The organism is Streptomyces sp. NBC_00859 (genome assembly GCF_045161865.1).
In the GTDB taxonomy this organism is placed as follows: Bacteria; Actinomycetota; Actinomycetes; order Streptomycetales; family Streptomycetaceae; genus Streptomyces.
Map to the genome: position 1 here is coordinate 5,206,672 of NZ_CP108826.1, position 18,998 is coordinate 5,225,669.

Annotated in this window: 19 protein-coding genes; 14 read left to right on the forward strand and 5 right to left on the reverse strand. The window is 72.0% G+C overall.

Annotation, left to right across the window (positions count from 1 at the left end):
* The first annotated feature begins 22 nt into the window (after nt 1-22).
* Together OG584_RS22805 and OG584_RS22810 are read left to right on the forward strand one after the other, a co-directional pair.
* Nucleotides 23-790, forward strand: a complete 768-nt coding sequence (locus tag OG584_RS22805) for a YidC/Oxa1 family membrane protein insertase (protein ID WP_405780500.1) — start codon at nt 23-25, stop codon at nt 788-790.
* Nucleotides 791-948: 158 nt separating this feature from the next.
* Nucleotides 949-1,806, forward strand: a complete 858-nt coding sequence (locus OG584_RS22810) for a fumarylacetoacetate hydrolase family protein (protein WP_405780501.1) — start codon at nt 949-951, stop codon at nt 1,804-1,806.
* 198 nt (nt 1,807-2,004) lie between these two features.
* Here OG584_RS22810 and OG584_RS22815 read toward each other — a convergent pair whose 3' ends face one another.
* Nucleotides 2,005-3,516, reverse strand: coding sequence for a DHA2 family efflux MFS transporter permease subunit (locus tag OG584_RS22815; protein ID WP_405780503.1), 1,512 nt, complete (start codon nt 3,514-3,516; stop codon nt 2,005-2,007).
* A 7-nt stretch (nt 3,517-3,523) separates the two neighbouring features.
* A complete protein-coding gene (locus tag OG584_RS22820; protein ID WP_405780505.1) occupies nt 3,524-4,204 on the reverse strand; it encodes an NADPH-dependent FMN reductase in 681 nt (226 codons plus the stop codon).
* Nucleotides 4,205-4,339: 135 nt separating this feature from the next.
* Between OG584_RS22820 and OG584_RS22825 the strand changes: the two genes are divergently transcribed.
* Nucleotides 4,340-5,056, forward strand: coding sequence for a TetR/AcrR family transcriptional regulator (locus tag OG584_RS22825; RefSeq protein WP_405780507.1), 717 nt, complete (start codon nt 4,340-4,342; stop codon nt 5,054-5,056).
* 31 nt (nt 5,057-5,087) lie between these two features.
* Here the strand turns inward: OG584_RS22825 and OG584_RS22830 are convergent, their stop codons facing one another.
* Together OG584_RS22830 and OG584_RS22835 are read right to left on the reverse strand one after the other, a co-directional pair.
* Nucleotides 5,088-5,570: a heme-degrading domain-containing protein gene (locus tag OG584_RS22830; protein WP_405780509.1), complete on the reverse strand. Its 483-nt coding sequence runs from the start codon at nt 5,568-5,570 to the stop codon at nt 5,088-5,090.
* Nucleotides 5,567-6,640, reverse strand: a complete 1,074-nt coding sequence (locus OG584_RS22835) for a Gfo/Idh/MocA family oxidoreductase (RefSeq protein WP_405780510.1) — start codon at nt 6,638-6,640, stop codon at nt 5,567-5,569. Before OG584_RS22835 ends, OG584_RS22830 begins: the two co-directional genes overlap by 4 nt.
* A gap of 56 nt (nt 6,641-6,696) precedes the next feature.
* Between OG584_RS22835 and OG584_RS22840 the strand changes: the two genes are divergently transcribed.
* From OG584_RS22840 to OG584_RS22885, 10 genes are all read left to right on the forward strand, one after another.
* The gene (locus OG584_RS22840; protein ID WP_405780512.1) at nt 6,697-7,863 is read left to right on the forward strand and encodes an ROK family protein; all 1,167 of its coding nucleotides are present in this window, start codon (nt 6,697-6,699) and stop codon (nt 7,861-7,863) included.
* Between the two features lie 128 nt (nt 7,864-7,991).
* Entirely contained in the window at nt 7,992-8,972 is a 981-nt protein-coding gene (locus OG584_RS22845) for a hypothetical protein (protein ID WP_405780514.1), read from the forward strand.
* A 105-nt stretch (nt 8,973-9,077) separates the two neighbouring features.
* Nucleotides 9,078-9,839: a GntR family transcriptional regulator gene (locus OG584_RS22850; RefSeq protein ID WP_405780516.1), complete on the forward strand. Its 762-nt coding sequence runs from the start codon at nt 9,078-9,080 to the stop codon at nt 9,837-9,839.
* Between the two features lie 146 nt (nt 9,840-9,985).
* Entirely contained in the window at nt 9,986-11,107 is a 1,122-nt protein-coding gene (locus OG584_RS22855; RefSeq protein ID WP_405780518.1) for a TIGR03364 family FAD-dependent oxidoreductase, read from the forward strand.
* 11 nt (nt 11,108-11,118) lie between these two features.
* Complete coding sequence (locus OG584_RS22860) at nt 11,119-11,802, forward strand: phosphonatase-like hydrolase (protein WP_405780520.1); 684 nt, start codon at nt 11,119-11,121, stop codon at nt 11,800-11,802.
* Nucleotides 11,799-12,935 carry an ABC transporter ATP-binding protein gene (locus OG584_RS22865; protein WP_405780522.1) on the forward strand — a complete coding sequence of 379 codons (1,137 nt, stop codon included), beginning with the start codon at nt 11,799-11,801 and terminating at the stop codon, nt 12,933-12,935. Before OG584_RS22860 ends, OG584_RS22865 begins: the two co-directional genes overlap by 4 nt.
* Entirely contained in the window at nt 12,928-13,812 is an 885-nt protein-coding gene (locus tag OG584_RS22870) for a 2-aminoethylphosphonate ABC transporter permease subunit (protein WP_405780523.1), read from the forward strand. Before OG584_RS22865 ends, OG584_RS22870 begins: the two co-directional genes overlap by 8 nt.
* Entirely contained in the window at nt 13,799-14,596 is a 798-nt protein-coding gene (locus tag OG584_RS22875; RefSeq protein WP_405780525.1) for an ABC transporter permease subunit, read from the forward strand. The genes OG584_RS22870 and OG584_RS22875 overlap by 14 nt, the downstream gene beginning before the upstream one ends.
* A gap of 53 nt (nt 14,597-14,649) precedes the next feature.
* On the forward strand, nt 14,650-15,708 hold the full coding sequence (locus tag OG584_RS22880) for a 2-aminoethylphosphonate ABC transporter substrate-binding protein (protein WP_405780527.1): 1,059 nt from the start codon (nt 14,650-14,652) through the stop codon (nt 15,706-15,708).
* Between the two features lie 178 nt (nt 15,709-15,886).
* Nucleotides 15,887-17,380 carry an alkaline phosphatase family protein gene (locus OG584_RS22885; RefSeq protein WP_405780528.1) on the forward strand — a complete coding sequence of 498 codons (1,494 nt, stop codon included), beginning with the start codon at nt 15,887-15,889 and terminating at the stop codon, nt 17,378-17,380.
* Between the two features lie 28 nt (nt 17,381-17,408).
* On the opposite strand, the gene OG584_RS22890 is transcribed toward OG584_RS22885, so the two are convergent.
* Nucleotides 17,409-18,188 carry an HAD-IIA family hydrolase gene (locus tag OG584_RS22890; RefSeq protein ID WP_405780530.1) on the reverse strand — a complete coding sequence of 260 codons (780 nt, stop codon included), beginning with the start codon at nt 18,186-18,188 and terminating at the stop codon, nt 17,409-17,411.
* A gap of 273 nt (nt 18,189-18,461) precedes the next feature.
* Between OG584_RS22890 and OG584_RS22895 the strand changes: the two genes are divergently transcribed.
* On the forward strand, nt 18,462-18,998 hold the full coding sequence (locus OG584_RS22895) for a hypothetical protein (RefSeq protein WP_405780532.1): 537 nt from the start codon (nt 18,462-18,464) through the stop codon (nt 18,996-18,998).

Sequence of the window (18,998 nt, forward strand, 5' to 3'; positions counted from 1 at the left end):
GAGACCCCCGGAGGGTTTTCCCGTGTTCTCTTCCTTCTTCGCTGCGTTCGCCAGCCTGGTCACGCACATCGCCGACCTGCTCCAGCCGCTCTTCCACGGATCGGCGACCGCCGCCGCGATCATTCTCTTCACTGTCTGTGTGCGGCTCGCCGTGCACCCTCTCTCCCGCGCGACGGCCCGCGGGCAGAAGGCCCGCACCAAGCTCGCCCCGCGCGTGGCAGAACTGCGCAAGAAGCACGCCAAGGACCCGCAGAAGATGCAGAAGGCCATCATGGAGCTGCATGCCGAGGAGAAGATCTCCCCGCTCGGCGGCTGCCTGCCGAGCCTGCTGCAGATGCCCGCGTTCTTCGTGACGTACCACCTCTTCTCCAGCGCGAACATCGGCGGCTCGTCGAACTCCCTCCTCGGCCACACGCTCATGGGCAGCCCCCTCGGAGGCCGGTTGAAGGACGCGTTCGGGCACGGCGGGCTCCTCGGTGAACAGGGGGCCGTGTACCTGGTGCTCTTCGTGATCGTCGCCGCCGTCGCCACGTTCAACTACGGCCGCACGAAGCGGATGATGGCCGCAGCCCCGGTCCCCGCCGCCACCGACGGCCCGGGGGCCGGGGCGATGGGCGCGATGACCAAGGTGATGCCGCTGATGTCGTTCGCGACGCTCCTCACGGTGTCCTACGTGCCGCTCGCCGCCGCGCTGTACGTCGTCACCAGCACCACCTGGACCGCTGTCGAGCGCGCCTTCCTCTACCGGGACACAGTGCCCGCGGGGGCAGTCGCGGCCAGCCCGTTGTAACGGCCCGACCTGCGGTGTTGGCGTCGCAGCTGAGAGTCACGGTGGTCCAGCTGATGAACGGGGTCTTGCGGCCCGGACCTCGAACTTGGAGGATCAGCCAATCCCCCCGATGGCCGCAACCCATCGGCCGGACCGGTCCAATCGTTGGGAGACTGACCATGAAGCTGCTGCGTGTCGGAACGCCCGGGGCCGAGCGCCCCGCACTGCTCGACGCCGACGGAACCCTCCGTGACCTCTCCGCGCTGATCACGGACATCGATGGAGAGCTGCTCGCCGACGAGGCGGCGCTCGCCCGGGTACGGGCAGCCGCCGCGACCGGGGAGCTGCCCGCCATCGAGGGCGAGGTGCTCCGCATCGGGCCGCCGCTCGGGCGGATCGGCAAGATCGTCTGTATCGGGCTGAACTACCACGACCACGCCACGGAGACGGGCGCGGCCATACCCGCCGAGCCGATCGTCTTCATGAAGGCTCCCGACACGGTGGTCGGCCCCGACGACACCGTGCTCGTACCGCGCGCCAGCGAGAAGACCGACTGGGAGGTCGAGCTGGCCGTCGTCATCGGGCGTACGGCCCGATACCTCGGGTCGGCGCAGGAGGCGCTCGGTCATGTCGCCGGGTACGCGGTCGCCCACGACGTCTCCGAGCGGGAATTCCAGATCGAGCGCGGCGGCCAGTGGGACAAGGGCAAGAACTGCGAGACGTTCAATCCGCTCGGCCCCTGGCTGGTGACCGCCGACGAGGTGGCCGACCCGCAGGCGCTCCCGCTCAAGCTGTGGGTGAACGGTGAGCTGAAGCAGGACGGCACGACCGCCGACCAGATCTTCCCGGTCGGCGAAGTGGTGCGGTATCTGAGCCAGTTCATGACGCTCTACCCGGGTGATGTCATCAACACCGGAACACCCGCCGGAGTGGCGATGGGGCAGCCCGACCCGAAGCCGTATCTGCGGGCCGGCGACGTCGTGGAGCTGGAGATCGAAGGGCTCGGACGGCAGCGGCAGCCGCTCAAGGACGCGTAGCGGGCGGTCCGCCCGGCAGCGGGAGCCGCCCGCCTGTGCGGGAACGCGGCTGAGCGGGTGCCTGCGGCCATGACAGTGGTCATGTCCGCGGTCACGCCTGTGGGCCGGTGGCAGTCCACCGGCCCGCGGGCTCTCGTCGTGTGACAGGGCTTGACCCCGGCGTGACCGCTTCGGCCCGGCGCGCCGCCCACCGGAGGCTCAGGCCGGCGTCCGGCGTTCCGGCCGGCCGGCGCTGACCGGCGCGCCCGGCGCCGGCTGCCCGAGCGGCTCCGGAGCAGCCTCCATGGGGGTGCGGCGGCGGCCCTTCGGCAGCAGCAGGGCCGGTACGGCTGCCAGGAGCAGCAGCCCGACCGCCCACCAGTACGTGTGCTGGAAGGCGTCCGCCCGCGGGGCGCCGCCCGTCGGACCGGCCGAGCGGGCTGCCAGCAGTACCGACACCAGCGCCGTCCCGGCCGATGTGCCGACCTGGGAGACGATGTTCAGCACCGTGCTCCCCGACGGCACGTCCTCGCGGGCCAGCCCACGGGTCGCCACCGTGTTGACGGGCATCATCACCATGCCGACGCCCGAGCCCATCACCAGCAACGCCGCGCACAGCCGCCAGTACGGTGTTCCGGGCCCGGCCTGAGCGGCGAAGAGCGACAGGCCGACCGCGGCCACCGCGATGCCCGAGACGACGACGAGCCGCGGGGACACCCGGTCGGTCCGCCGGGTCGCGATCTGCATCGAGACGCCGACAGCGAGGGCGAGCGGGATACCGAGCAGCCCCGCATCGGTGGCGCTCAGGCCGCGCGCCGTCTGGTAGTACATCGGCGTCAGCAGCATCGAGCCGAAGTAGCCGCAGGGGAAGAGCGCCATCGTGGCGACGCCGGCGGCGAACGTACGGTCGCGGAACAGGCGCAGCTTCAGCAGCGGATACCGTGCGGTCAGCCCGCGAGTGACGAACCCCGCGGTCAGCAGCAGCCCCGCGACTGCGGGCAGCAGCGCCCCCGGTGAGGTGAAGTCCGCGTGCGCGCCGCCCGTGGAGAGGCCGTAGATCAGCAGGGCGAGGCCCGGCGAGAGCATCAGCAGACCTGGCACGTCCAGCGGCTGTGCGGGCTGCGGCTCGTCGCGGTGCAGCAGCCGCGCCGCGAGCACCAGGGCCACCGCGCCGACCGGCAGGTTGACCAGGAAGATCCAGTGCCAGGAAGCGGCGTCGATCAGCCAGCCGCCGAGGACCGGCCCGCTCACCGGGCCGATCAGGACCGGAATGCCGAGCAGCGCCATCGGACGGCCCATCCGCTCCCGGTCGGCGGCGCGGATGACCATCGCCATGCCGACCGGCATCAGCAGTCCGCCGCCGAGCCCCTGGAGCACCCGGAAGAGGACCAGCGTCCCGATGTTCCAGGAGAGGGCTGCCAGCCCGGAGCCGAGAGCGAAGAGCACGATCGCGGTGAGATAGGTGCGCTTGGCGCCGAAGCGGCGCATGGCCCAGGCCGCGACGGGGATGACGGCGGTGAGCGCCAGCGTGTAGCCGGTCGACACCCACTGGACGGTGCTGACGGGGGCGCCGAACGCCACCGCCAGCGGGTGCAGGGCGACATTGACGATGGTCACGTCCAGCACGGCCATGACCGAGCCGACGATGACGACGGTGAGGATGCCCGCAAGGCCGGGGTCGGCTCCGGTTGAGCCACCGGGGGTGCCGGCGGTGCTCGCTGCGGTACGCATGGCGCGGTCAGCTGCCGTACGGGTGGTCGGTGCGGGCGGTACGCAGCGCGCGGCCCCACCAGACAAGCTGGTCGACCATGCCCTTGGCGGCGCCCCCGCAGACCGTCTCGTCGAGCGGCTTGCCGTCCGGGCCGAGTCCCGACCACGGTCCGTGCAGGCTGACGGAGTCGCGCACGGTCATCGCGTGCAGCTCGGCGAAGACCTGCCGCAGCTGCTCGACCGCGCGCAGCCCGCCGCCGAGCCCGCCGTACGAGACGAAGCCGACCGGCTTGGCCTGCCACTGCGTGTAGTGCCAGTCGATGAGGTTCTTCAGCGATGCGGGGAAGCTGTGGTTGTACTCGGGTGTGACGACGACGAACGCGTCGGCGCCGGCCAGCCGCGGGCTCACGTCGGCCAGCGCCGACTGGGTCCCCGCCGTGCTGGCGGGCAGACCGTCCCAGCCGGGCATGTGCACCGGGAGCTCCAGGTCCGCGATGTCGATGACGTCCAGCTCGATGTCCGTACGGTGGCCGACCGTGCCGGTGAACCAGTCGGTGACCGTCGGCCCCAGGCGGCCGCCGCGGACACTCCCCACGATGACGGCGACCCGGAGGGGCGCGTCCCGGCGGGCGGAACGGCCGTCGGGAACGGTTCCGGGCTCGGTGCCGGTCGTGTTCGCGCTCTCGATGGCGTTCGTGGTCTCGGTCATGCGGTCCCCCTGTGCTGAGTCGAGTGGTCTGCCGTGGCGCCCTTGCCGACGTCCACATCCACTAAGCTACAACGGGCGTTGTAGAAAGCGCAACGTATGTTGTAGATATCGTGATGTCATGACGAAGGAGCGCCGATGACCAGCACAGGTGCCGAAGGCGGAGCGGCGGCCGGGAAGGCCGCGAAGGCGGCCGACGGGTCCCCGGTCGCCCCGCCGCGCCGGGCCAGGACGAACAAGGCGGCCGCGATCTCGCACGCCGCCTGTGTGGTCTTCGGGCGGGACGGTTACTCGCGCGCGAGCATCGACACCATCGCCGCCGAGGCCGGCGCCTCCACCCGCACCCTCTACAACCACTTCCCCGGCGGGAAGGAGGAGCTCTTCCGCACGGTGGTGCAGTGGAGCTCGGGGCAGGTGCGGGACGCCCAACTGGCCCTGCTGGAAAGGTATCTGGACGTCAACCGGCTGCCGCAGGCGCCGGATCTGGAGCGGGACCTGCTGGCCCTGGCCCGTGCCTGGGTGGGTCTGATGGCGGAGTTCCGCAACCACTTCTCGCTGGTGCGGCACATCTACGCGGAGGCCGGGCACGTCCCCGCCGAGGTGCTGGACGCCTGGCAGGAGGCGGGGCCGCGCGCGGTGGGACGCCGGTTCGCCGTCGCGATGGGTGTCCTGGGCGATGCGGGGCTGGTCGATGTGCACGGCGACCCGGCCCAGGCCGCCGCACACTTCATGACGCTGACGTCGACCGACATCGTGCACCGGTCCTACTGGGGCGTGAGCCCGCTCCCCACGGCGGAGACCGACCGGCTCACGGCGGTCGGGGTGCGGGTCTTCCTGCGGGCGTACGGCCGCTGATCCGCGCTCGGGCGGGGGCGGTCGCCCTGGGTCATCCGGTCGCCAGGAAGCGCGTCAGCGCCTCCACGACCAGCGCGTGGTCCTCCGCCTGCGGCAGACCCGAGACCGTGACGGTGCCGACAACCCCGGTGCCCGCGACCATCAGCGGGAACGAACCGCCGTGCGCCGCATACCGGTCCAGGTCCAACCGGGACGTGTCGTCGAAGGTCGTCCCCTTGGCGCGGAACCGCGCGCCCACCAGCAGGGAACTCGCCGCGTACCGCTCGACGACCCGGCGTTTGCGTTCGATCCAGACGTCGTTGTCGGCGCTCGAACCCGGCAGGGCGCAGTGGAACAGCTGCTGCGCCCCACGCCGGATGTCGATCGCCACCGGCGCGCCGCGCTCCCGGGCGAGGCCGGTCAGCAGGGCGCCCAGCGCCCAGGCGTCGTCCAGGTCGAACTGCCGCAGCACCAGCCGCCGTTCCTGCTCCTCCAGCTCCGCGACACCGGGCAGGTCCGGCCGTGCGGCGCTCACAGCTCCACCGTGATTCCGTCGCGCGCGGAGCGCCGGGCGGCCTCGATGACGTCCAGTGCCGCCGCGGCCTCGTCCGCCGTGACCGGTGGCCGTCCGCCTTCGCGCAGGGCCTTCGCGACGCCCGCGTAGTACGCCGGGTAGTCGCCGGGCAGCGTCGGTACGGGTGAACCGCCGCCCGTCACCGGGGATTCGCCCGCCCCGAGCCGGCCCCACAGCGACTCGGGCTCCTCGCCCCAGTGCGCGGTGGTCGCGGGGCGCGCGCCCTCGCGCAGCGCCGCCTCCTGCGGGTCGAGCCCGTGCTTCACATAGCCGGCCGCGGAGCCGAGTACCCGGAAGCGCGGGCCGAGCTGGGCAGTGGTGGCGGAGGCGTACAGATGGGAGCGGACACCGCCGGCATGGGTGATCGCGATGAAGGTGTCGTCGTCCGCGCGTGCGCCCGCGCGGCGGACGTCCGACTCCGCGTACACCCGGACCGCCGGGCCGAAGAGCACCAGCGCCTGGTCGACGACGTGGCTGCCCAGGTCGTAGAGCAGCCCGCCGATGTCCGACGGGTCGCCGGACTCGCGCCAGCCGCCCTTGAGCTGCGGGCGCCACCGCTCGAAGCGGGACTCGAAGCGCTGTACGTCGCCCAGCCGGCCGTCGGCGATCAGGGCCCGCAGGGTCAGGAAGTCGTTGTCCCAGCGGCGGTTCTGGAAGACGGAGAGCATCAGTCCGCGCTCATCGGCGAGCGCGGCCAGCTCGCGGGCCTCGGCGGCCGTGCCCGCGATCGGCTTGTCCACGACAGCAGGCAGCCCGGCCTCGATCGCGGCGGTCGCGAGCGGCACGTGCGTCCGGTTCGGCGATGCGATCACGACCAGGTCCAGCTCGCCCGCGTGCGCCCAGAGGTCGTCCGGGGTGTCGGCGAACCGGACGCCGGGGAGCTCGGCGCGCGCCTGCTCCCGGCGCTCCTCGTTCGAGGTGACGATCGTGTCGAGAACCAGGCCTTCGGTGGCCGAGATCAGTGGTGCGTGGAAGACGGAGCCCGCGAGGCCGTAGCCGACGAGTCCGACGCGGAGCGGGTTTGCAGTCATGCGATCCACTTAAGCAACGGTGTTGCCAAAGTGCAAGTGTCCCGCACAATGGGGGTGTGAACAGGAGCGACACCATCGGATCCGGCGCCAACCTGCCGGCACTGCGCAGTCATAACGCGGCGCTCGTGCTCGAACTGCTGCGCACGGCCGGTGAGGCCGGTATCAGCCGTATAGAACTCGCCGAGCGGACCGGGCTCACCCCGCAGGCCGTCAGCAATATCACCGGCCGGCTGCGGACGGACGGATTCGCCACGGACGCCGGGCGCCGCGCCTCCACCGGAGGCAAACCACGCACGGTGCTGCGGCTGGTCCCGGGCGCGGCGTACGCGGTCGGACTGCACCTGGACCGGGACCGGGTGAGCGCGGTGCTGGTGGACCTGGCGGGCGAGGTCGTGTCCGGGCGGAGTGCGGAGCTGGACTTCGGCGCGGGCGCCGCCGTGGTGGTCGAGGCGGTCGCGGGCCTGGTCGGCGCGCTCGCGGAGCCGGACGCCGGAGACGGTGGCGCGGGCTCCGGCCCGGCCGGCGGCCCGTCCCCGGTCCTGGGGGTCGGGGTCGCCGCACCCGGCCCCCTCGACCACGACACCGGGGTGCTGCGCCGGGTCACCGGATTCCCGCAGTGGGACGGCTATCCGCTGCGCGAGGCGCTCGCCGGACGGCTCGGGCTGCCCGTCGTCCTCGACAAGGACACCAATGCGGCGGCGCTCGGACTGGCGCTGCGCGGTCCCGGCGACTCGTTCGCGTACCTGCATCTCGGAACCGGTCTCGGTGCAGGACTGGTGCTCGGGGGCGCGCTCTACCGGGGGCCGCGCACCGGCGCCGGGGAGTTCGGGCACCAGACGGTCCAGCTGGACGGACCGCCGTGCGGCTGCGGTGGCCGGGGCTGTGTCGAGGCGCTCTGCCTGGCCGCCGTCGCCGGGGGCGACCACGCGGCGGCGGCACGTTTCCTGGGGGTCGGCGCTGCCAACCTCGTACGGCTGCTCGACGTCGACCGGGTGCTGCTCGGCGGCCGCACGGTGGACGCCGCCCCGGATGTCTACGTACGCGGCGTCGGCGCCGTACTCGCCGGGCGCGCCCAGTACGAGGGCGGCGGGGCCACCGTGCCGGTGGAAGCCGCGGGGGGCGGGCGGCGGCTCGTCGCCGAGGGGGCGGCGCAGCTGGCGCTCGCCCCCGTCTTCGGCCATTTCGGCCGCGCCGCTGTGCCGTTCAACGCCCGTCGGACCTGATGACAATGGGCTGATCGGGCGGGAGGCGTGGGGCATTCGGCGGTACGCGGTCGTGGCGGGCCGGGCCGTCCTGGGCGGTGCGGTTCGGTGTGCGGAGCCCGGACCTACGCGATCAGCAAAGGCGTCCCATGCGACTGCGCAGTGCCCTCGCCACCGTAGCGGCCCCGGCCGCCGTCACCCCTGCTCTGGCCGCCCTGCTGCTCACCGGCGCGCCGCCGGCCACCGCGCAGAGCGGCGCGGCCCGCACCGGCGCCGCGCAGAGCATCACGCTCCGGAGCCTGGCCGCGCGGAAAGCCACTGTCCGGGCCGCGGCCCTCCTGGCCCGAGCGTCGTCCGCGCCCGGCTGCGCCGACCGGGACGACTCCGCCTTTCCCGTCGAGGCCCGGATTCACGGTGGTCCGACCTCGTACGTGACCGGTGGCGACTTCGACTCCTGGACGCTGCGGCTGACGAACACATCGGACCGCCTGTGCCGCGACATCCACCCCGTCGTCGCCATCGTCGACCGCGGACGGAAACTGCAGGACCGGCAGATCCGGATGGAGTTCGACGACCCCGGCGCACACCGCTGGCGGCCGGTGCCCTTCACGACCACCGACGAGGACGAGCACATCGGCCCGTTCGGCGACGGAGCCGGCGGATTCGACGTTCCGGCGGGCCGGACCGTCTCCGTCGCTGTCCGGCTCGCGTTCGCCGGGGACACGACGCCGGACGATGTCACAGCCGACGCCGCTGTCGTCCGGCGGCACGGCGACGACGGCGACTGGGTGGGTGACTCCGGCGACTACCGCTTCTCCGTCACCGCCGATCCTCCCGTCATTCCGCCCGCCGCCCCATCCGCCGACCCCACCAGGACGGACGTGCCCGGCGAGCGCGTACCGGGGGAGCGCATTCCCGGCAGGGTCCACGACGGGGTGATCGGGGGCCGGGCCGGCGTCGGTCCCGAGGTCGGCCCGCGTACCGGCGCCCACCGCTTCCCCGGTGAGCTCGCCAGGACCGGCCGGCCGCACCGGCTGCGGACACTGGGCACCATCGCCTGCACCTGTGTGCTGCTCGGCGCGGCACTGGTCGTGGGGTCGCGGCGCCCGAGGATCCAGCGCCGCCGGTAGCCACACGGCGGCGCCGCGCCGTCCGGGGAAGGGGCATGGCGGGGCCGACCCGCTCAGCGGCACCGCCCCGCCGATGTGTTCACCCGGGTCTGGGACCATCCACCCGTGGACTACCCGCACAGCCAGGCACCTGGCGCACCGATCCGCTCCGGCATCCCGGAACACGGCCGCATCCCGAAGTACTACGCGGTCAAGGCCCATGTCTCGCTCCTCATGGAGGAGTTGGGCGAAGGCGAGGCACTGCCCACCGAGCGCGACCTGGCCGTGCGCTACGAGGTCTCCCGCGAGACCGTGCGGCAGGCGCTGCGCGAACTGGTCCTGGAAGGGCGGCTGAGGCGGCAGGGGCGGGGGACCGTCGTCGCGGGCCCGAAGCTCGAACAGCCCCTGGCGCTGGCCAGTTACACCGAGGGCGTGCGCCGCCAGGGCCGCACCCCCGGGCGCCACCTCATCTCGCTGGACCGCTTTCCCTGCCCCGGCGCACTCGCCGCGGAGACCGGCCTCCGCCCGGGTGAGCCGGTCTGGCACCTGGAGCGGGTGCTGCTCGCGGACGACGAACGCGTCGGCCTGGAGAGCACGTATGTCGCGGTGGACCGAGTCCCCTCGCTGGAAACGGAGTTCGAGCCCGACTCGTCCTTCTACGACTTCCTCCGCGACCGGCTCGGTATCCGTTTCGGCGACGCGGACGAGCGGATCGAGACGGTCCTGGCGACACCGCGCGAAGCCCTGCTCATCGGCACGCCGCCCGCGCTGCCGATGCTGCTGATCCACCGGGTCTCGCGGGACACGCGGGGGCTGCCCCTGGAGCGGGTGCGGACGCTGTTCCGCGGCGACCGCTTCAGCTTCACCACCCGGCTCGCCCCGAACTGAGGCCGGGGCGCAGGCCCGCGGTCCGGAATCGGGAGCCGGTTGCATCACAGAAAGGTAACGGGTCTAGTCCAGACTTGTGAGGCTGTTCACCGCGGCGTCGCCTCAGGGTCGGCGAAGGGCCACCCGCCCCCCGCAGCGTTGCCGTCGTGAGAGTCATCGTCGTAGGAGCCGGCGTGGTGGGAACCATGCACGCCTGGCACGCAGTGGAACGCGGCCACGAGGTCGTACAGATCGAGCGCGAGACCGAGGCACGGGGCGCCTCCGTCCGAAATTTCGGACAGGTGTGGGTCAGCGGGCGGGCCGGCGGGGAGGAGCTGGAGACCGCCCTGCGTGCCCGGGAACTGTGGGAGGAGACCGGGAAGCGGGTGCCGGGCATCGGCTTCCGCGCCACCGGGTCGCTCACCCCCGTACGGAACGCCCTGGAGCGGGACGTCGCGGAGGCCGCGCTCGAGCGGGACGACGCGGCGGCGCGCGGCTACCGGCTGCTGACAGCGCGGGAGGCGCGGCAGATCAACCCGGCGCTGCGCGGGGAGTTCGAAGCGGCCCTGTGGTGCGGGCAGGACGCGGCGGTGGAGCCGCGCATCGCCCAGCTGGAACTGAAGAAGGCCCTGCTGACATCCGGGAGATACCGCTACCTCGGCGGTCGGGAGGTCCGTGAGGTCACCGGCGCGGGCTCGGTGCGCGACGACCACGGCGATGTGCACTCCGGCGACGCGGTGGTCCTCTGCACCGGTGCCTGGCTCGGCGGTCTGGTCCGCGAACTGGCCCCGGAGCTGCCGGTCCGGCGGGTCCGCCTGCAGATGATGCAGACGGAGCCGCTCGGCGAGCGCCTGACCACATCCGTGGCCGACGCCGACTCCTTCCGCTACTACCCGGCGTACGCGTCCGAGGCCCTGGACACCCTCAACGCACACCAGGCCCAGGACCCGGTGGCCGCCGAACACCGTATGCAGCTGCTGATGGTGCAGCGCGCCGACGGCGGGCTGACCATCGGCGACACCCACGAGTACGAGCACCCCTTCGCCTTCGATGTGCGCGAAGAGCCGTACGAGCACGTCGCCCGCGTCGCCGAGTCCTTCATCGGGCGCCCGCTGCCGAAGATCCGCCACCGCTGGGCCGGGGTGTACGCACAGTGCACCGACACCACCCGCGTGATCCACCGCGAGCAGGTACGCGACGGCGTGTGGCTCGTCACCGGGCCCGGCGGGCGAGGCATGACCTGTTCCCCGGCGATAGCCGAGAAGACCGCGAACGACCTCGGATGGTGAGTGAGTTGACCGTGTACAAACCGATCAATCTGGTGGTGCTCGACATGGCGGGCACCACTGTCGCCGACGGCGGTCTCGTCGAGCGGGCGTTCGCAGCGGCGGCGCGGCGGACGGGCGCCGAGCCGGACTCGATGCTCGACTACGTGCGCGCCACCATGGGGGAGTCCAAGATCTCCGTCTTCCGGCACCTCTTCGGGGCCGAGGCGAAGGCCCAGCAGGCCAACACCGCGTTCGAAGCGGCTTACGGGGAGCTGGTCGACGCCGGGCACATCGCCCCGGTCCCCGGCGCCCGTGAGGCCGTCGAGCGGATGCGGGCCGACGGGCGGACCGTGGTCCTGAGCACGGGATTCGCCCGGACCACCCAGGACGCGATCCTCGCCGCACTCGGCTGGCAGGACCTCGCCGACCTGACACTCTGCCCCGCGGACGCGGGCGGACGCGGGCGCCCCTGGCCGGACATGGTGCTCGCCGCGTTCCTGCGCACCCGCGCCGGCACCGTCGACGGGATGGACCAGGTGGCAGTCGTGGGGGACACCTCGTACGACATGCTCAGCGGCGTGCGGTCGGGGGCCGGCGTCGTGGCCGGAGTCCTCACCGGCGCCCACGACAAGGGGCAGCTGGAGGAGCACGGCGCCACTCACGTCCTGGATTCGGTCGCCGGACTCCCGGACCTGCTGGCCCGGGTGGAGATATGACCAGCGGCATCCGCTTCGACGGGGTCTCCGTCGTGTACGCGGGAAACACCGTTCTGGACTCCCTGGACCTGACCGTCGAACCCGGTGAGGTGATGGCTCTGCTCGGCCCCTCCGGATCGGGCAAGACCACCGCACTGCGGGCGGTCGCCGGGTTCGTCGCGCCCGCCGCCGGACGCGTGTTCATCGGCGGGCGCGACGTGACGCGGCTGCCGCCGCACCGGCGCGGCGTCGGCATGGTCGTCCAGCAGTACGCGCTCTTCCCGCACATGCGGGTCGAGGACAACGTCGCCTTCGGCCTGCGGGCGCAGAAGGTGCCCAGGGGGGAGATCCCGGAGCGGGTGGCCGACGCGCTCGGGATGACGGGGATGGCCTCCTACGCCAAGCGCTATCCGCGTGAACTCTCCGGGGGCCAGCAGCAGCGCGTCGCCATCGCACGGGCCCTGGCCATCCGCCCCGGGGTGCTGCTCCTCGATGAGCCGCTCTCCGCGCTCGACGCCCGGCTGAGGTCCGGAATGCTGGCCGAACTCGCCCGTCTGCACCGGGAATTGCCGGAGGTGTCGATCCTCTACGTCACGCACGACCAGGTCGAGGCGCTCACCCTGGCGGACCGCATCGCCGTCATGGACCGTGCCCGCCTCCAGGACTGCGGCACCCCGCAGGAGCTGTACCGCCGTCCCCGCTCCGAGTTCACCGCCTCCTTCGTCGGCAACGCCAACCTGCTGCCCGTCACGGTACGGAGCGCGGGGCCGGGCGCCGCCGCCGTGGTCTCCTTCGCCGGTACGGAGCTGACCCTGACCGGCACGGACGCCGCCGCCGCAGCCGGCGCCGCGGCCACCCTGTGCGTACGCCCGCATCTGGTCGGGCTCGGCGAGGGCCCGAACCCGCTGCGCGGCAGGATCGCCGAGGTCCAGTGGCGCGGCTCCACCCACCGGCTGCTGGTCGACGTGGACGGCCACCGGGTCAAGGCCGACGTCCGCGAGCTGCGCGAGACTCCTGCGCTGGGCGACGCGGTGACGCTGCACTTCGCCGCCGACGACGCGGTCCTGCTCACGTCGGGCGTGACGGCCGCCGCGACACCTGGCGGGACGGCGGAGTGCCCGGTGGACGCGTTGGCGGGAGCGTCCGATGGCTAGCGCCGACGCGCTCGCGGCGAGCGCCGAAACCGCTCCGGCCGTGCGCCGGTCACCGCCGCGCTGGATCTGGGCCCTGCCGCCCGTCGCCGTGCTCGCACTCGTCTTCCTCTATCCGCTGGCACTCGTCGTCCAGCAGTCCTTCACCCCCGACACGGGCGGCACGTCCGCCGCGCCCTACACCCCCTACACCGAAGTCTTCGCTTCCGACGCCTTCCGCCAGGCGCTGTCGACGACCGTCCGGCTCGCTGTGGGATCGACCGCCGGATGTCTCGTCCTCGGGTTCGCGCTCGCCCTGGTGATCGCCTTCGTGCCCTTCCCCGGCGGGAAGGCCGTCGCCCGGTTCATCGACGTGTTCCTCTCCTTCCCGTCCTTCCTGATCACGCTCGCGCTGCTCTTCGTCTACGGCTCCGCCGGCATGGCCAACGGGGCGTGGACGGACCTGACCGGGGCGCATCAGGGGCCGTTCCGGTTCCTCAGTACGCCGTGGGGCGTACTCCTCGCGGAGATCACCTACTTCACACCGTTCGTGATGCGGCCGCTGCTCGCGGCCTTCTCCCAACTCGACACCGCACAGCTGGAGGTGGCCTCGTCGCTGGGGGCCGGGCCCGCCCGGATCGTGCGGCGGATCATCCTGCCGGAAGCGCTGCCCGCGCTCGCCACCGGCGGCAGCCTGGTGCTCGTCATGTGCCTCAACGAGTTCGGCATCGTGCTCTTCACCGGAGCCAAGGGCGTGACGACCCTGCCGATGCTCGTGTACGGCAAGGCGATCCTCGAATCCGACTACCCGGCCGCGTGCGTGGTCGCCGTCGTCAATGTGGCGATCTCGGTCGGGCTCTACTCCCTCTACCGGATGGTGGCCCGCCGTGCTGGTGCATAGCCGTACGGGCAAGTGGGCCACGTGGGTCCTCTTCTTCGCCCTCTTCCTGCCCCTGTTCGCCCTGCCGCTCCTGGTGATCCTGCTCGCCTCGTTCGCCACCGACTGGTCGGGGGCCCTCCCCTCGGGAGCGACCGTGAGCCACTACGCGACGGCCACCGGCGGGGACTCCCTGCACGCCCTGACGACCAGCCTGATCACCGCCGGGTGCGCGAGCGTGCTCGCCCTGACCGCCGGGACCTGGGCGGCGCTCGCCGGAGCCGCGCTGGGAAGGCGCGGGCGGCGCCTCATGGACGCGCTGTTCATGCTGCCCGTCGCGGTGCCCTCGGTCGTCGTGGGCCTCGCCGTGCTGGTGGCGTTCAGCAGACCGCCGGTCCTGCTCAACGGCACCTCCACGATCGTGATCCTGGCGCACACCATTCTGGTCACGGCGTTCGCCCACCAGTCCGTCGCGGCCGCCATCCTGCGCCTCGACCCGGTGTACGAGCAGGCCGCGGCGTCGCTGGGGGCCCGCCCCTGGTACGTCCTGTGGCGGATCAGGCTGCCTCTGCTGCTGCCGTCCCTGACAGCGGCGGCCGGGCTCTGCTTCGCCCTGTCCATGGGGGAGCTGAGCGCCACGATGATGCTCTACCCGCCGGACTGGACGCCTCTCCCGATCCAGATATTCGCCGCCACCGACCGCGGCTCGCTCTACACGGGCGCGGCCGTCGCCGTGGTCCTGATGGCGGCGACCCTGCTGGTCCTGGCCGCGGTCTCCCGTATCCGCACCAGGGCGTCCTACCGCTGAACTCCCCCTGCCACCCGCTGTACCGACCTGACCTCCAGGAGACACGAAACGTCATGCGCCACCACATCAAGCCGGTTGCCGCCGCGGGGGCCCTGGTCCTCGCCGCTTCCCTCTCCGCGTGCGGTGGATCCTCCGCCGCGTCCGACGCCAAGGCCGTCACGGTCTACAGTGCCGACGGCCTCAAGGGCGAGAACGACGACGGCTGGTACGACCGGGTCTTCAAGGACTTCGAGAAGCAGACGGGCATCAAGGTCAACTACGTGGAGGGCGGTTCGGGCGAGGTCGTGCAGCGCGCGGTCCGCGAGAAGCCCAACACCCAGGCCGATGTCCTCGTCACACTCCCACCGTTCATCCAGCAGGCCGACTCCAAGGGGCTGCTCCAGAAGTACGCGCCCAGGGGCTCGGGCCAGGTCGCCCCGGCCGACAAGGGGGCCGACGGTACCTGGACCTCGGTCGTCAACAACTACTTCGGTTTCGTCTACGACAAGAAGGAGCTGAAGACCGCCCCCACGACCTGGGACGAGCTGCTCGGTTCCCGGTACCGGAACAAGCTCCAGTACTCCACACCCGGCGTCGCGGGCGACGGCACCGCCGTGCTCATCAAGGCGATGCACGACTTCGGCTCCAGGACGGCGGCCATGGCGTACCTGGGCAAGCTCCAGGCGAACAACGTCGGCCCTTCCGCGTCGACCGGCAAGCTCGCCCCCAAGGTCGACAAGGGTGAGATCCTGGCGGCCAACGGCGATGTCCAGATGAGCTACGCGCAGTCGAAGACCATGCCGAACCTCGGCATCTGGTTCCCGGCGAAGGCGGGCGGCGGCCGGCCCACCACCTTCGCGCTCCCGTACGCGGCCGGCCTGGTCCGTAAGGCCCCGCACTCCGCGAACGGCCGCAAGCTGCTCGACTTCATGCTCGCCGAGCAGGCCCAGAAGCAGGTCAGCGAGATCGGCGGCGGATTCCCGGCGCGCCAGGACATCAAGGCGACCGACGCCAACGCGACCGGGCTGAGTGCGCTGATGAAGGGCGTCGACGTGTTCGCGCCCGACTGGGACGACATCTCCAGGAATCTCACCTCGTACGTCGAGGACTGGAAGTCGGCAACGCACAGCTGAGCCCAGCGGACCGATGAAGTGCCGCACCCGAACCGGGCGTTGGCAAGAACTTCACCGCACACCCCTGGCAGCCGGCGATCTGTTGCGAAAGGATAACGGGTCTAGTCCGAAGGCCAACGCCTCCGCTCCGGCGCGGGCGTTGGACTGCCCCCGCCCGCACCCCTCACCGGAGGACCACGTGTCTCCACAGCTGTCGCGCCGCTCCCTCCTGGTCGGCGCCGCGTCACTCGCCGTCGCCGCGGGCCCCCTCGCCCAGCTCGCGCGCGCCGCGGACAGAAAGCCCAAGGTCCTGGTCATCGGCCTGGACGGCACCCTGCTGAGCAAGATCCAGGTGGCGGACGCACCGCACATCAAGGCACTGATGGCCGCGGGCCTGACCGCGGCCAGCCCCCTGTACGCCGCGCCTTTCGCGCCCACGCTCTCGGGCCCCGGCTGGTCGACGATCATCTCCGGCGTCTGGCCGGACAAGCACAAGGTGATGGACAACACCTTCGCCGGGCAGGACTTCGCGCAGTACCCGGACTTCCTGACCCGCGTCGAGAACGCGAATCCCGCGCTCGGCACCTACGCCATCGCGTCCTGGAACCCGATCACCACGCAGGTGTTCTCCGCGAAGGTGGACACCCGCATCAACACCCCGACCGCCGAGTACGACACGGGTACCACCTCACGGCTCACCGACCGGCTCGCCACAGGCAGCTCGGACGCGCACTTCGTCCAGCTCGACGGGGTCGACGAGGCGGGCCACGAACACGGCGCCGCCAGCCAGGAGTACCTCGACGCGATCCACGCGGTGGACACCTCGGTCGGGCAGTTCGTCGCTGCGATCGAGTCCCGCGGTACGTACGCATCGGAGAACTGGCTGATCATGGTCACGGCCGACCACGGCCACACCGACCCCGGCGGCCACGGCGGCTCCAGCTGGCAGGAGCGCCAGACGTTCCTGATAGCGCGGGGCGCCGGGATCGGCGCCGGCTCCACGCGGTACGACATCCGGATGCCGGACGTCGCCGCCTCCGCACTCGCCCACCTCGGTATCGCCATCGACCCCGCCTGGGGCCTCGACGGCCGGCCGCTCCAGCAGCCCGCCGCCGACGCGTTCGATGCACTGCGCCCCCGGCTCACCGGACCGGTCGACGAGAGCGGCATCGGCGCGGGTGTCATCGGCTTCACCCACACCCCGCCGCCCGGCTGGACGGTCGACAACTCCGCGATGGGCACCGGCGGGGTCACCGAGTGGCGCGGCTGGTCCTTCACCACCGACGAGTTCTGGACCAAGGCCGAGCCCGACCAGCAGCGCGAGTCGAACGTCCGGGCGCGCGGTGTCTTCGCCGTCGCCGACGGGGACGAGTGGTCGGACAAGTCCTTCTCGGGGGCCTTCGACTCGACCCTGATCAGCCCCGCCTACCCGGTCAGGGGCGGTCACGCGGCGACCCTCACGTACACGACGTACTACCGGCAGGAGTCCCCGCAGCGCGGTGAGGTGCTGGTCGGCTACGACGGTGCGGCCCCGGTGAGCGTGCGGACCTACACCGAGGACACCTCGTCCCGCACCGAGAACCTCACGCTCCAGGTCCCGGCCGGAGCCACCAGCGCCCAGGTGCGGTTCCGCTACACCGGGGGCAACAACTGGTTCTGGACGGTCGACGGGGTCGGGATCACCGCACAGTGACCCGGCCGGGCTGATCGGGCCGGGCTGATCAGACCAGATCGACGAGGTCCGCGATGGAGTCCACCACGTTGGTCGGCCGGTACGGGTAGCGGCCGATGTCGGCCCTGGCCGTCAGTCCGGTCAGCACCAGGAAGGTCTCCATCCCGGCCTCAAGACCCGCCAGCACGTCGGTGTCCATCCGGTCGCCGATCATGGCGGACGTCTCGGAGTGCGCGCCGATCGCGTTCAGCCCGGTGCGCATCATCAGCGGGTTGGGCTTGCCGACGAAGTAGGGGTCCTTGCCGGTCGCCTTGGTGATCAGGGCGGCCACCGAACCGGTCGCGGGCAGGGCCCCCTCCGGCGAGGGGCCCGTGTTGTCGGGGTTGGTGGCGATGAAACGGGCCCCGTTGTTGATCAGGCGGATCGCCCGAGTCAGGGCCTCGAACGAGTAGGTCCTGGTCTCGCCCAGGATCACGAAGTCGGGGTCCGCGTCCGTCAGGATGTACCCGGCGTCGTGCAGGGCCGTCGTCAGCCCGGCCTCGCCGATGACGTACGCGGTGCCGCCCGGGTGCTGGGTGTGGAGGAACTTGGCGGTGGCCAGCGCGGAGGTCCAGATGTTCTCCACCGGCACTTCCAGGCCGATCCGCTGAAGCCGTGCGTGCAGGTCGCGCGGGGTGTAGATCGAGTTGTTGGTGAGCACCAGGAAGGGCTTGCCGGTGTCCCGCAGCTTCTGGATGAACGCGTCGGCTCCGGGTACGGGGACGCCCTCGTGCATCAGCACGCCATCCATGTCCGTCAGCCACGATTCGATGGGCTTGCGCTCTGTCATGGGGACTGGCTCCTGGCGGCTCGGCGGGATGAACACCGGAGATCCGAACGGGGGGCTCCGAGGCGGCCATCCTATTCACGCCGGTCCGGTGGCCGGATCGGGTGCCCCCCGACCGCTGCGGGCCCCACGCCGGATGCGCGGGGCCCGCTCCGCCGGCGCGCGCCGTGGTCCGTTCCGGTGACACCGGGGCCGCGCCCCGATCGGACGTATGTGCGCCTTTCCGGGATGCGGGATGGCCGGTGAGGCAGCAACCTTCGTAACAGGAGGTTCACCATGCGTCTCATACCGATAACTCTCTGTGCCGTCACGGCGGCCACGGCTGCCCTGTTCCCCACAGCCGCGATCGCGGCCCCGGCCGAAGGGGCCTCGGGGTCGGTCACGGTCAGCCCGTCCGTTCTCGCCCCCGGTGAGGAGGTGGACCTCAGGGTGAGCTGCAAGAGCGGCAAGCCGTACGGCAGGTCGGACGCCTTCGACTCGCAGGCCGCGTTCTCGCCCGCCGCCGACCGGGGGTCCATGTACGCGGAGGCGACGATCCGCTCCGACGCCCAGTCGAGGGACTACACGGTCCAGGTCATGTGCGGGCGCACCGTCGTGACCGGGACGATCACCGTCGTCCGGCAGAACCACGACCGCCCCAGGCCGCTGGTCATCCCGACCGCCCCTGTCCACGCGGGCGGCGGCGCCACGGCCACGGTCGCGGCCCAGGAGTCGGGTCCGGACTCCCGGCACACGGTCATCGGACTCGTGCTCGCCGGGATCGCCGCTGTAGCAGTGGCGGGCCGGAGCGTCCGGCGCCGGCGCAGCAGCTGA